Source organism: Aquimarina aquimarini (genome assembly GCF_900299535.1).
Lineage (GTDB): Bacteria > Bacteroidota > Bacteroidia > Flavobacteriales > Flavobacteriaceae > Aquimarina > Aquimarina aquimarini.
Window position 1 is genome coordinate 249654 of the sequence record NZ_OMKE01000039.1, and the last position, 14462, is coordinate 264115.

Sequence of the window (14462 nt, forward strand, 5' to 3'; positions counted from 1 at the left end):
TGTAGGAAGACTATCGTATATATTTGATCTATAACCAAAACTTACATATCATGAAAATATATACCTTATTATTTTTGTCTTGTACATTTTCTCTATCCTTTGGCGCAGAAAATAAAATAGACTCATCTATAAAAGAAGTAACCGTATACCTTGCAGGAGCACAAATAAAACGTACAGCAACAGTACATCTTATTCCAGGAACCAACGAAATCATATTACATGACCTATCATCAAATATTGATGAAAATAGTATTCAAATATCAGGCTTACAAAACACCTCTATTTTATCTCTAAATTTTGCCATCAATTATTTAGAAAAGAAAAAAGATTCTGAAAAAATCTTATTTCTAAAAACAAAATTAAAAACATTATTGAAAGAAAAAAATACACTGGACAACACTATAACTGGCTTACAGCAAGAGCAAAAACTTCTTAATAATAATCAAAAAATAGGAAGTGATATCACTCCTATTTCATTAGAAAATATAAAAGAGATTTCCGCCTATTATCGAGAAAGGTCTATTATCATAGATAATAATATTTATACCATTACTCAAAAAGTAAATGATCTGAATAATCAGGTACAAAAACTCAAAAACGAAATCAATAAATTAAATAATCATAACAAAGAAGAAAGAGGAGAAATTAGACTAAAATTAGACGCTCCCATTACTTCTAAACTTAATCTAAAAATACAATATAATGTTACCAATGCTGGATGGTTCCCTATTTATGATATCAAATCAAAAAATATAAAAACCCCTCTTACTATTACCTACAAAGCAAATTTATATCAACAAACAGGAACCGATTGGCAAAATGTAGCTATCACTTTATCCACTGGAGACCCTAATATCAATAACCTGAAGCCAGATTTAAACCCTAAGTATTTAAACTTTACACATCATAGATATAAAAATAATTATAGAACGCAAAATCAAGGGTATAAATACAATCCGATGATAAAAAGAGTTACTGGTGTTATTACAGACTCGCAAGGGCAACCTCTTCCTGGTGTTAACATTATTGAAAAAGGAACCAGTAATGGGACTCAGACAGATTTTGATGGTAAATATAGTATCGTGATTCAAAAAGGTAAAGAACTTTCTTTTTCTTATATAGGGTTTACTAATACAACGGCTCCTATACACTCATCAATGATCAATATTCAATTAGAAGAAGACGAAGCACAATTAGACGAAGTGGTGATTACAGCACGTAGATCTTCATTAAATGGACGTATTAATGGTTTGTTTGCAAAAAAAGAAACAAAAAAAGAGTACAATCAAATTGTGGAGGCTAAAGAGCAAGGTATTATAAATACTCAATTTAAAATTAAGAAAAAATATACCATCAATTCCAATTCCGACATTACTGTAATTCAAATTGACAACTTTGATATGAAAGCTGATTACCAGTATTACGTAGCTCCAGAAGTTAATGAAAATGTATTCCTTACAGCAAAACTAGGAAGTTGGGAGCAATTTAATTTATTAGCAGGAGAAGCTAATATCTATTTTGAAGGCAGTTTTGCGGGAAAAACAAATATTGATCCACTAGCTACTACAGATAGTATTACTGTCTCACTGGGTATTGATCCAAATATTATAGTTAAAAGAGAACAGCTCACTAATTTCAAAAACACTTCTTTTACAGGTAGTAATAGAATTATAAATAGCGGGTATAAAATTGAAATTAAAAATAATAAACAACATAAAATTCGTATTGCTATAGAGGATCGTATTCCTATCTCTCAAAACAAAGAAATCAAGTTAGATAACATCGATACAGGAAACTCCTTGTATAATAACAAGACAGGAATGATGACATGGAAACTAGATATTGCACCAAACCAAAAAGAAGAAAAGAAATTTTCTTATCAGGTTAAATATCCAAAAAACCGTTATATCAATCTCTAACGTTGAAACGTAAACCGAAAACCATCTTTAAATTGCTCATCAATGCTAAATTCATTGGCTGTAATCTCAAAATTACCCAGGTTTCTATCATTGATGAGTAATTCTTTGTTTCCATGAACCTCTATAATAGAATAAGAATATATTCCTGTAGGTAAAAGATCACCTGTAGAAGAACTTGTCATATCGTTATTGGTGATTTCTACCTTTTTATTAGATTCATCAAAGACCCATACAATAATTCCTTTTTCAAAATCCTCATTTACACCAATAAACCCTCCTGTAACATTAGATAAATTCCATGTTCCTTGTAATCCTGATGAATCGGGATTAGGATCAACAACAGTATCATCATCATCACTACAACCCATTACTACTAGTAAGAATATCAAACTAACTAAATATTTCATCTTATATATATTTATAATTCTCTATACTCTATAGATGAAGTACATATAGCATTCGTTGCGTGTATTAAATGTTAAATATTAAAAATAGATCTATACTTTCACGCTAGTTTAAAAGATTTAATGCAATATCCTCTATCTCATCAAGAAGTGCTTTAAGGTCTTCTTTTTGAGTCAACGGATTCATAATTGTAGTTCGTAAATAGCGATCCTCTTCTATCGTCGTCTGAACAATATAAAATTTACCAGATGCCACTAATTGCTTTCTAATAGCATTATTAAGAGCATTTATATTCTCAAGAGCTACTTTTATGTATCTAAAATTAATAATATTAGCTTCAGGTGCATGTGCTAATTCAAAAGAAGGTCGTTCTTTGATCATTTCAGCAAAAACAGCGGCTTGATCATAAAGGCAGTCAATATTTTTTTCAAATACTTCTTCTCCGTAGGCTTTTAGAATGGTATATATCTTTATAGACATCATAAGCTTAGTACATTCAAACGTTCGTTTTCCAGAGTTATACCATTCTCTGGTATGCTGTGAATCCCATAGATATTGCGCTTTTTGCGCAAAAGTTTGATACGCGTTTTCTTCTTTCTTAAAAATCAATGCTGTATTCAATGCTGGTGTCATCAGCATTTTATGAAAATCTATAACTACAGAATCTGCCTTTTCTATTCCTTTTGCCAGGTGCTGGTATTTTTTAGAAAACACTACTCCACCACCATGAGCTCCATCTACATGAAACCATATGTTATGTTGGTTTGCAAAATCAGCAAGTGTTTCTAAGTCATCATATGATCCTGTTGCTGTAGAACATGCACAACCCACAAGTGCTATAACACAAAACCCTTCTGATATTGCTTTATCATAATAATGATCTAGAAGTCTTGTATTCATCTTATAATTACTATCTACAGGGATTTTGATAATACCATCACTCCCCAACCCTATAATTCTAGCTGCTCTATCAATACAATAATGTGCTTCTTCAGAAACCAATACTGCTAATTTTTCTTTATGTCCATTTTCCCATACACTAGAAGGTGCAATCGCCCTACGAGCTGCTAATAATGCTGTAAGATTGGCTAATGTACCTCCAGATGTAAGAAAACCAGAACTTGGCATATCGAATCCAATTTTTCTTGCCAAAAGATCAGTTACAATCTTCTCTATCGCATTAGAAGCCATCCCCATTTCATACACTCCTGTACCATTACTTAACATATCCGACATCATTCCTGCCAATGAAGAGATTAATGCAGGCACGGCAACCTGATGGCCAATATATCTAGGGTGATGTACCTGAATAGAATGATCTAATATATTTTTGAAAACATCTAATATATCAGAATCAGAAGAAAAATCATCTTGCCAATATGTCAATTCTTCTTCTGGATCTTTGTAAGCCAGGACAGGATGTTCTTTATCATTTTGTACTTTCTCTAAATGATCTGCTAATAAATCTACAACCTGATGCCCTATCTTCCTAAAATCTGTAGGGTCATACGCTTTTTCTAATATATCTATTTTGGGTATGGTATTTTCTTGCATCCTAATCTAATAATTAAGTGAGTATTCATTGATATAATCTATCAAATCAATAGTTATACAGGTATCAAAATTAGCTATCTCTATTTATAATAAAAAATACTTAATTTTGATTAATTAATGCTAAAAAATGATTAATGAATATTCAACAGCTTAAAAGTGCAATCGTATTATCAGAGAAATTAAACTTTAGTAGAGCTGCAGAAGAGCTTAATATTGTGCAACCCGCTCTAAGTAGGCAAATAAGGCAATTAGAAGAGAAAATTGGAGCAATGCTTTTCAAAAGAGATAAGCGCAATGTCGAACTTACCTCAGCAGGTATTCATTTTATTAAAGAAACAAAAAAGTTAATCACACAACTGGAAAAAATAAAAAAACAAACTGCAAATATTTATAATGGGCAAGCAGGTGAAATCACTATTGGATTTACCCATTCTATAATGCAAACAATCCTTCCTAAAATATTAAAAACTATTAATCATCAAATTCCAGGCATAAAAACAATTCTGAAAGAGATGAACAATAGAGATCAATACCTAGCATTGCAACAAGATGAGCTAGATATTGGTTTTGCAACAAACCCTATGGTTCCGTTGAATCTAAAGAGTAAAGTTTTATACATTGATGATTTTGTCATACTACTACCACAAGATCATAGTATTACGAATACTAACTATAAAGACGTTTCTGTGTTTGCAGGCGAAGAATTTATATTCCCATCAATGGCAGATGGCCCTAATTATGTACGTATTCTAGAAACCATATGTATTGATGCTGGCTTTGTACCAAAGGTTATTCATGAAACAGATTCTGCAAGTACAAGTTTCAGGCTCGTAGAAGCAGGATTAGGTATTTCTTTTGAGCCTGCCTCTTCTTTACGAGGTCATAAATTCCCTATAAGAACTATAGAATTAAGCAATATTAAACAAAAAGCAGAACTTACTATGCTATGGAACCCTAAAAGAGAATCAGAATATCCCAAATTATTTGAATTACTCAAAAACTGGAGATCAGATTAATTCTACAAAAGTTTAGCCTTTATATTCATCATCCCAATCTTTTATATCAGGTTCTCCTAATTTACCTACTGATTTTGCTACAATCATAGATACAGTAGCATCTCCTGTCACATTTACAGTAGTACGCAACATGTCTAGTGGTCTATCTATTGCAAAAATTAAAGCCAATCCAATAGGTAATTTATCTGATGGAAAACCAATCGCTTCTAATACAATAACCAACATCACCATTCCTGCACCAGGAACTGCTGCTGATCCTATAGATGCTAAAAGTGCGGTTAATACTATAGTTATTTGGTTGCTAAAGGTTAATCCTTCTGGCCAAAGAACTTGCATAATGAATACAGAAGCTACTGCTTGATATAAGCTGGTTCCATCCATATTGATAGTTGCTCCAACTGGTAGTACAAAACTAGATACTTCTTTATCAACGCCTATATGCTCCTCTACTCGTTCCATTGTAACAGGTAGTGTCGCTGCACTAGAACTGGTAGAAAATGCTAATAATTGAGCGGGGCTAATTTGTTTTAAAAACCAAAACGGAGATTTCTTTGTAATTACAGCAACAAGAATGCAGTAAAACACAATCATCAATAACAGTCCAAATATTACTACACCTGCATATTTTAGTAATGCTAATAAAATATCTGGATCATCAGAAGTTACCACAACATTAGCTAGTAATGCAAAAACAGCAAATGGTGCAGTAAGCATAATTAAATCTACCATTTTTAATACCACTTCATTAAGACTATCAAAGAATTTCTTAAGAGGTTCTGATTGAGAAGGTTTTACCAATAACATACTGATTCCTAGAAATATTGAAAAGAATATTACTTGTAACATCATTTTATTATCACTCATCGCCTTAATAGCGTTCTGAGGAACCATATCTACAATGAATTTTAAAGGGCCGCTATCCTTTTGTTTTCCTGCTTCAGCAATACGCTTAGAGATGGTATCATTTCCAGCATATTCTGCTGTTAATTTTTCTATAGTTGCTTCTGTAATTCCGTCTCCAGGTTTGAAAGCATTTACCAAAAGTAATCCTATGGTAATCGCTACAACCGTAGTTAAAATATAAATAACAATGGTTCTTCCCCCGATTAATCTAAATTTTGAAATATCTTTTAAATCAGAAATACCTTTAATCAAAGAAGCCAAAATAAGAGGTACGGCAATCAATTTTAATAGATTTACGAAGATCGTACCAAATGGAGCTATCCAGTCTCCTGTTATTTCTTTTCCCCATGAAAATGTTGTCATCAAAAAACCGAATAATACACCTGATATCATCCCGATCATTATTTGCCAATGGAGTGCTAATTTTTTCATAAGGAATTATTTATTTTTTTAACAAAACAGCGTCGAAGATATAAATTAAAAATAAAAAAACGGCAACCTTATTAAGATTACCGCAATTATTAACTTTTATCTTTGTGAATTATTTTTTAATCGTTCTATTCATCAACCAATAATCTACCAATACTAAAGCTGCCATAGCTTCTACTATAGGTACAGCCCTAGGCACAACACAAGGGTCATGTCTTCCTTTTCCCTGCATAGTTACTATATTCCCATCTTTATCAATAGTTTCCTGATCTTGCATAATCGTAGCAACAGGTTTAAACGCTACATTAAAATAAATATCCATACCATTAGAGATTCCACCTTGTATCCCGCCAGAAAGATTGGTTTTTGTAGTACCATCGGTATTAAATAAATCATTATGTTGACTACCTTTTAATACAGCACCCTCAAAACCACTTCCGTATTCAAATCCTTTTACAGCATTAATTGATAACATTGCTTTACCTAATTCTGCATGTAACTTATCAAAAGCAGGTTCACCTAAACCTACGGGTGCTCCAGAAATTACACAACTTACAATTCCTCCAACAGTATCTCCTTCTTTTCTTATCTGTTTGATGTATGCCTCCATTTTATCAGCAACCTCATTATCTGGACAACGTACTATATTACTTTCTGTTAATGATAGATCAAGTTCATTATATTTTTTATCTAATTTGATAGCACCTACACCACTTACATAAGCATCGAATTTTATATCTGACAATACTTGTTTTGCAACGGCTCCTGCTACTACTCTACTTGCTGTTTCTCTAGCAGAAGAACGACCTCCTCCTCTATAATCCCTAACACCATACTTTTGATCATATGTATAATCTGCATGTGAAGGTCTGTATGAATCTTTAATATGTGAGTAATCTTTAGATTTCTGGTTTGCATTTTTTATTGCAAAACCAATTGGAGTACCTGTTGTTACTCCTTCAAAAATACCTGAGTAAAACTCTACTGTATCTGGTTCTTTACGTTGTGTTACAATAGCAGATTGCCCGGGTTTACGACGGTTTAATTCTTTTTGAATCGCGTCAAAATCTAATTTTACGCCCGAAGGGCATCCATCAATAATTCCTCCAATTGCAACACCATGTGATTCTCCAAAAGTAGTTACCTTAAATAAGTTTCCAAATGTATTTCCTGCCATACATACAATTTTTAACAAATGTAATTTTTAATCTTCAAAAACAAAGTAGTAATATGATATAAAAAATGATATTTTAACCCGAATTATACATTAAAACTTTATTAGTAAGCTATAAAATGTGATAAACATAACAAAATGATATAGTTTAAAAGAAATCTCTAGTTGTCAAAGGTCATTTATAGCTAGTTAATATGCGATACCAAATTAGTAATAACTACATAACAATATACTTACATCTTCTTAATACATGATTCACAATAGGTATGTTACTTTGTATAACCATTGTATTTTGTATGAAAAAACGTACTGTAGAGCTTGTTGTAATTTCAGATATCCATTTAGGCACTTATGGATGTCATGCCAAAGAGCTTCTTAATTACTTGAATAGTATAAAACCACAAACCTTAATTCTTAATGGAGACATTATAGATATATGGCAATTTAGGAAACGATATTTTCCAAAATCGCATCTCAAAATTATCAAGAAGATCATTTCTTTTGCTTCAAAAGGAACCGAAGTTATATATATCACTGGTAATCACGATGAGATGTTACGTAAATTCAGTGATACTCAAATAGGAGATTTTAAATTAGTAGACAAATTAGTACTAGAACTGGATGGCAAAAAAGCTTGGTTTTTCATGGTGATGTTTTTGATACTTCTATTCAAAATGCAAAATGGTTAGCAAAACTTGGAGGATGGGGATATGATATGCTTATTCTCCTTAATCAGGGTATTAATTGGTGTTTGACACATATAGGAAAGGAAAAATTTTCTCTTTCAAAAAAAATAAAAAACAGTGTAAAAAAAGCAGTTAAATACATTAATGATTTTGAAGGTGTAGCGGCAGAATTAGCGGTTAAAAACAACTATCAATATGTAATCTGTGGTCATATCCACCAACCACAAATACGAAGATATAAAGATAAAAATGGCTCTTGTTTATACCTTAATTCAGGCGATTGGATCGAGAATCTAACTTCATTAGAATATAATTCTGGTGATTGGAAGCTTATTTATTATGAAAAAGAAGCTTTGGAAGCTTATCAAGATACTATTGAAGAACCTGAGAGTATCGAAACGGACCTTGAGACAATACATGCTTCTTTTTTGGTAGATCAAATAACTAATACCGCTATCAAGAAGCTTTAGTTCTTGTAGATAATACATTTTTTAAAATACTCACAGGGTGTAATGCTTGCCTACTTGTCCCATCATGTATTTGATGTCTACAACTTGTTCCTACAGCGGCAATGATTGTTTCTTCAGGTGTTTTTCTTACTGCTGGAAACAATGTTTGCTCCCCTATTTGCATACTAATATTATAATGTTCCTTTTCATATCCAAATGACCCAGCCATACCACAGCATCCAGATGGGATAATGGTTATTTTAAAGTTTTTGGGTAAATTCAAAATAGAAAAAGTATCTCTTATATTAGACAATGCCTTTTGATGACAATGCCCATGTAATTTAATGCTTTTGGACTCTGTAGTAAACTGATCAGAAGTTATATTTCCTTTTTCAATTTCAGTATATAAAAACTCATCAATCAACATCGTATGTGCTGCTATAGATTTTGATGCTTTAGAGTCATTAGCCAACCTCAAATATTCATCTCTAAAAGTAAGAATAGCAGAAGGTTCTAACCCAATAAGAGGGGTCTTCTCAGTTATAACCCCCTTAAAAGCATCAATATTATAATTAGCCATCTTTTTGGCTTGCTGTAACATTCCTTTTGAAATAAAAGTTCTTCCGCTTTCTTTATGATTTACAATTTTCACTTCATAATTTAACCCCGTAAGTAATTCTATAGCATCAATACCTATTTCTGCATCTAGATGATTTGTAAATTCATCTATAAAAAAATAGATCGTTTTTATAGGGTTTTCTGGTTGTATTCTATCTATATTTTGATTGTACCATTTGCGTAATGATTGCTTACTCAACAGCGGTAAATCTCGTTTTGGGGCAATCCCCATGGTTGATTTTAAAATACTTGAAGTAAATTTATTCTTGAAGAAAAAATTAGTAAGTCCTGGTATAATCCTTCCTAAATCATTTAACCGATTAGAATTAGCAAACAGTTTTGTGCGTAATGACGTACCATTTTCTTTTTGATACTGATATTCAAATTCTGCTTTTAATGTAGCAACATCTACATTTGATGGGCACTCCCCAGAACATCCTTTACAACTTAAACAAAGGTCAAAAACCTCTTTTAATTCTTTTGCATCAAATTTGTTTCTTTTATCATTATTAGTCAAAAATTCACGCAATGCATTGGCTCTACCTCTAGTGGTATCTTTTTCATTCTTTGTAGCTCTATAGCTAGGGCACATGGTTCCTCCTGAGGCTACAGATTTTCTACAATCACCACTACCGTTACATTTTTCTGCCGCTCTTAAGATTCCAAGTGAATCTGTAAAATCAAAAAGCGTCTCGATCTCGGGCTCTTTTCTATCTATTTCATAACGCAACTTTTGATCCATAGGGTAAGCATTTACAATCTTACCTGGGTTAAATATTACATTGGGATCAAAAATATGTTTAATCCCTTCTATTATTTTATAATTTTCTTCACCTATCATATATGGTATGTATGGTGCTCTTACAATACCATCACCATGTTCCCCACTCATAGACCCTTTATATTTTTTTACTAGAGAAGCAACGCCATCTGTAATTTTTTTAAAAAGTACAACATCTTCACGTTTTTTTAGATCAAGAATAGGTCTAAGGTGAATCTCTCCTGCACCTGCATGTGCATAATAAACCGCTTGCTGATCATAGGACTCCATAAGGTCTGTAAATTCTGATATGTATGCTGCCAAATCTGGTATTGCAACCGCTGTATCTTCTATACAGGCAACTGCTTTTTTATCACCTACAATATTTCCTAATAAGCCAAGACCAGCTTTTCTAAGCTCTAATGCCTGATCGATTTCTGATCCTTTCAATACTGGATTAGCATAACTTGAGGTTGCACTATCCAATGTTTTTAATAATACTTCCTGCTGCTTATTTAAGTTCTCCTGATTCTCTGCTCTAAGTTCAAGCATTAGAATCGCCTCTGGATCATCAACAATAAAGAATCTATTTTTTAATTGTTCTGTATTATTTTTTGTGCAATCTAAAATTGTTTTATCCATCATTTCACATGTAAACAATGCATGTTGCATAATAGGTGCTACTGCTTTCATACAATCATCAATAGTTGTAAAATGGGCAGCAATCATTAATGCTTCTTTTGGTGGCAAGTTGTCTAACTGTAAAGTTATTTCTGTAGTAAATGCTAATGTACCTTCACTACCAGAGAGTAACTTACACATATCAAAATGCTTATTACTATCAGAAAACACATCAGAGTCAATTAATTCATCAATTGCATATCCTGTATTACGACGATGAATCTCTGGTTTAGGAAAATTAGTAATAATCTGCTCCTGAACTTCTTTTGAAGAAAGCTCTTCAAAAATATGTTGATATATTTTTCCTTCAAAAGTCTTTAATGTCCTTTTCTTATGAAATTCATTTATTGATATTTCTGAAAAAGAAGCTTCACTTCCATCAGATAAAACAGTTTGCATTTCTACCACTTTATCTCTGGTAACACCATATTGTATCGATGTAGTACCACTACTATTGTTTCCTACCATTCCCCCAATCATACATCGATTAGAGGTAGATGTATTTGGTCCAAAAAACAATCCATATGGTTTCAGAAACCGATTAAGATCATCCCGTATCACACCTGGTTGAACCGTAACTGTTTTTTGTTCTTGATCTATATGTAATATGCTGGTAAAATATTTGGAGACATCTACTACAATCCCTTCTCCTACACATTGACCTGCAAGTGAAGTTCCTGCTGTTCTAGGAATCAAACCTATGTGATGTTGCGTTGCAAATGCAATGATTTTTTTTAAATCATTAACAGATTTTGGAAATGCAACAGCAATAGGAACTCTACGATACACAGAGGCATCTGTGGCATATAAAGATATGGTAAGTGTATCAAATAAAAGTTCCCCTTCTAATCGATCTTGTAAAGATGTCAATATATTTTTATTGATCATATGTATTTTTCTTTCCTAAAGAATTAAGAGATACTGGTCTTCTAAAATTGGTATCAAAGCAAATAAAACTATCTGTACCTGCCACTCCATCAATTTGATGTACCTGTTCATACAGAATTTTTCGTAAATGATGATTGTCATGAGCAAAAATAAGAATGAAAATGGCATAATACCCAGAAACATAATTACATTCTAATATTTCAGGAATTTTTTTTAAACCTCCTACTACTTCTTCTGCATACCTAGCTTCTCTCAGGCGAATTCCAACAAAAGACTTTGTCTTAAAACCAATTTGTTGTTCATCTACTACAAATTCAGCTTTTTTGATGACTCCATTCTGTTTTAATTTTTTAATTCTTTGATGCACCAAAGAATTCGAGATTTTTAAATTCTCTGCTATTTGAGAAAAAGGTTTTCTAGCATCTTCTCGGATCTGTAATAAGATTTGTTGGTCTATATAATCAAAATGATTCATACTTATAAAAAAATTAAAATGTCAAAGTCAATATGGTAATAAAAATCAAGCATCTTTTAAAAATGACACAAAACATAGAACATTAAAGTTAAAAATGATTACAATAAGCTTTTATAATAGTCAAAAATAATACTTTTGGTAAAAATAAAAACACAAAAGATATGAATTTGACTCATTTTTTTGAAGAACTTTGGAAACAATACACATTAAAAACTCCTGCCGCACAAAAAATAAAAGATCTTTTTGAAGCAGAAGGAAATACGGTTTTTAATGACCATATTGCAATTCGTACTTTTAATGATCCTAGAGTACATATAGATGTCTTGGCAACTCCTTTTATTACTATGGGATATGAACCAAAAGGAGAATATTACTTTGAAAAGAAGAAGTTATATGCCAAACATTTTGAGCATAAAAGTAACCCTGATGCACCCAAAATTTTTATAAGTGAATTGATTCTAGAAGAGTTCTCTGTAGAGCTACAAAATCTTGTACGCACAATTTTAGATCAAGTAGATGATCATACGCTACAACAAAAAAACCTTATTCTGAAAGGTAGAGTTTGGCAAATACCATCTCTCGAAAACTATAATACCTTACTTGCTGAATCAGAATATGCTGCATGGATGTATGTAAATGGTTTTTGTTCTAATCACTTTACTGTAGATGTAAATAAATTACAAACATTCGATAATCTGTCTCAAGTAAACGAATTTCTAAAAGAAAACGGATTCAACATGAACACTTCAGGAGGAGAAATAAAAGGTTCCTCATCTCTACTTTTGGAACAATCAAGTATATTGGCAGATATTGTTACTGTTGAATTTAAAGAAACTGTTAAAAAAATAACTTCTTGTTACTATGAGTTTTCATATCGTTATCAAAATAGTGAAGGAGTCATTTTTAATGGTTTTATTGCTGATTCTGCAGATAAAATTTTTGAAAGTACGGATATGCAGTTACAAGAAAAACAATAGAATTATTAACAAAAATTTAAGATTTCTCCTTTCAGAATAATTGATTTATGACGTTATAGGTCGAGAATAGAATATTACTATTTTACGATTATGATCAAGTATTTATTTTTTTTATTCATTTTTCTATCTATAAGTACTCATACAGTACTATCGCAAGAAATCTCAGAGCATTCTATTGGACTACGCCTTAGTAACGGTGATGGTTTCTGGGCAGAGGCTTCTTATCAAAATGCCCTAAGTACAAACACACGTGTAGAATTAGGGCTTGCGCTACAAGGAAAAAGTACTTATAAAGCGATAAAATTAACAGGAATACACCAATGGGTTTTTACAATAGACAATGGTCTAAACTGGTATGTTGGGCCTGGAATTGGTGGAGGAGTTCTAGATTATGATACACGTATTAATGGCAGAGATGATAAAAAAACATTTGGTTTTATTACGGGAAATATTGGTATAGAATACAATTTTGATTTCCCTTTATTAATTTCATTCGATTTCAGACCAGAAATATATTTTGACAGTTATTCTAATAACGATATTAGTTTTAATTTTGGACTCAGTGCCAGATATCAATTTAACTAAGCTATTTACTCCTAATCAGAAAAACTTCAGAAACATAAATTATTTTCATATCATTCATAATAATCAATTAAAACTTAAAAAATCTTTAAGATCATGAAGAAACTTTTTTTTATACTATTAATCGTTATTTCGGCTTCTCAGCTCTATTCACAAAATAGACCAAAAAATGCAATAGGAATCAGGTTATCTGAGGGGTTTATTGGTGATGAAGGGTTTGGACCCGAAATTACTTATCAACGACAAATCATAAGTGAACACAATCGATTTGATGCTAATTTAAGTTACAAATCGAATTCTTTTATCTCTACATATCGTAGTGGTGTATTTTTTCATTGGACATATAATATTTGGGATAACCTAAATTGGTTTGCTGGACCTGGCGTTGGTTTTGGAGTCGTTGATTTTAAGACTCGTTATTTTGGAATAACCGTTGCAGAAGTAGATAGAGATAGTGAATTTTTTCCTTTTATAGGAGGTGATTTTGGTGTTGATTACCAATTTGATTTCCCTTTACAAGTAGCATTCAGTATTCGCCCTACCTTTGATTTTCATGATATAGATCGTTATAACGGCTATGGTGATGTAGATAATGTAGGTGCCAGCGTTGGAATATCTGCACGATACACTTTTTAAGATATTTAAAATAACGAATATTTTATATAAAAGCCCTGTTTAGTTTAAAAACTAAACAGGGCTTTATTTTTTATTTTCTCCTAGTTACACCAATTCTTTGCTTCATAAAACAGGAATAATACATATTCAAGCTGTATATCTTATCTTTGCACTTATAAGTTTTATTGTAAGACACTTACATTATTATTTTTTGTTTTTACATAAAATTCTTCTTTTAATCGAATAAATCATATTTTTTATCGATCAAATATACGAATCAAAGATGTAATGTTTTACTACGCATTTGTATCTATTTGTAATTCAATGAATA

General features: G+C 31.7%; 11 protein-coding genes and 1 pseudogene. 6 read left to right on the plus strand and 6 right to left on the minus strand.

Going from position 1 to position 14462, the window contains the following annotated elements:
• The first annotated feature begins 50 nt into the window (after positions 1-50).
• Positions 51-1919, plus strand: coding sequence for a DUF4139 domain-containing protein (locus DG508_RS16775; RefSeq protein ID WP_108869249.1), 1869 nt, complete (start codon positions 51-53; stop codon positions 1917-1919).
• Here the strand turns inward: DG508_RS16775 and DG508_RS16780 are convergent.
• Both DG508_RS16780 and DG508_RS16785 read right to left on the minus strand, forming a co-directional pair.
• The gene (locus DG508_RS16780; RefSeq protein ID WP_159090879.1) at positions 1916-2326 is read right to left on the minus strand and encodes a hypothetical protein; all 411 of its coding nucleotides are present in this window, start codon (positions 2324-2326) and stop codon (positions 1916-1918) included. The two genes, DG508_RS16775 and DG508_RS16780, sit on opposite strands and share 4 nt — an antisense overlap.
• Positions 2327-2429: 103 nt before the next feature.
• Entirely contained in the window at positions 2430-3878 is a 1449-nt protein-coding gene (locus tag DG508_RS16785) for a pyridoxal phosphate-dependent decarboxylase family protein (protein ID WP_108869251.1), read from the minus strand.
• A 134-nt stretch (positions 3879-4012) separates the two neighbouring features.
• Between DG508_RS16785 and DG508_RS16790 the strand changes: the two genes are divergently transcribed.
• Positions 4013-4894, plus strand: coding sequence for a LysR family transcriptional regulator (locus tag DG508_RS16790; protein WP_108869252.1), 882 nt, complete (start codon positions 4013-4015; stop codon positions 4892-4894).
• Between the two features lie 12 nt (positions 4895-4906).
• Here the strand turns inward: DG508_RS16790 and DG508_RS16795 are convergent, their stop codons facing one another.
• Both DG508_RS16795 and aroC read right to left on the minus strand, forming a co-directional pair.
• Positions 4907-6229, minus strand: a complete 1323-nt coding sequence (locus DG508_RS16795) for a dicarboxylate/amino acid:cation symporter (RefSeq protein ID WP_108869253.1) — start codon at positions 6227-6229, stop codon at positions 4907-4909.
• A gap of 109 nt (positions 6230-6338) precedes the next feature.
• The gene (gene aroC / locus DG508_RS16800; RefSeq protein WP_108869254.1) at positions 6339-7403 is read right to left on the minus strand and encodes a chorismate synthase; all 1065 of its coding nucleotides are present in this window, start codon (positions 7401-7403) and stop codon (positions 6339-6341) included.
• Between the two features lie 293 nt (positions 7404-7696).
• On the opposite strand from aroC, the pseudogene DG508_RS16805 reads away from it, so the two are divergent.
• Positions 7697-8556 (plus strand): annotated as a pseudogene (locus DG508_RS16805) (UDP-2,3-diacylglucosamine diphosphatase).
• Here DG508_RS16805 and DG508_RS16810 read toward each other — a convergent pair.
• Entirely contained in the window at positions 8543-11482 is a 2940-nt protein-coding gene (locus DG508_RS16810; protein WP_108869255.1) for an FAD-binding and (Fe-S)-binding domain-containing protein, read from the minus strand. The pseudogene DG508_RS16805 and the gene DG508_RS16810 sit on opposite strands and share 14 nt — an antisense overlap.
• Entirely contained in the window at positions 11472-11957 is a 486-nt protein-coding gene (locus DG508_RS16815) for an Lrp/AsnC family transcriptional regulator (RefSeq protein ID WP_108869256.1), read from the minus strand. The genes DG508_RS16810 and DG508_RS16815 overlap by 11 nt, the downstream gene beginning before the upstream one ends.
• A 161-nt stretch (positions 11958-12118) precedes the next feature.
• Between DG508_RS16815 and DG508_RS16820 the strand changes: the two genes are divergently transcribed.
• The 3 genes from DG508_RS16820 (at position 12119) to DG508_RS16830 (ending at position 14152) form a co-directional block, all read left to right on the plus strand.
• Positions 12119-12934 carry a DUF1338 domain-containing protein gene (locus tag DG508_RS16820; RefSeq protein ID WP_108869257.1) on the plus strand — a complete coding sequence of 272 codons (816 nt, stop codon included), beginning with the start codon at positions 12119-12121 and terminating at the stop codon, positions 12932-12934.
• 90 nt (positions 12935-13024) lie between these two features.
• Positions 13025-13519: an acyloxyacyl hydrolase gene (locus tag DG508_RS16825; RefSeq protein ID WP_108869258.1), complete on the plus strand. Its 495-nt coding sequence runs from the start codon at positions 13025-13027 to the stop codon at positions 13517-13519.
• Between the two features lie 93 nt (positions 13520-13612).
• Positions 13613-14152: a hypothetical protein gene (locus DG508_RS16830; RefSeq protein WP_108869259.1), complete on the plus strand. Its 540-nt coding sequence runs from the start codon at positions 13613-13615 to the stop codon at positions 14150-14152.
• Positions 14153-14462: the final 310 nt, after the last annotated feature.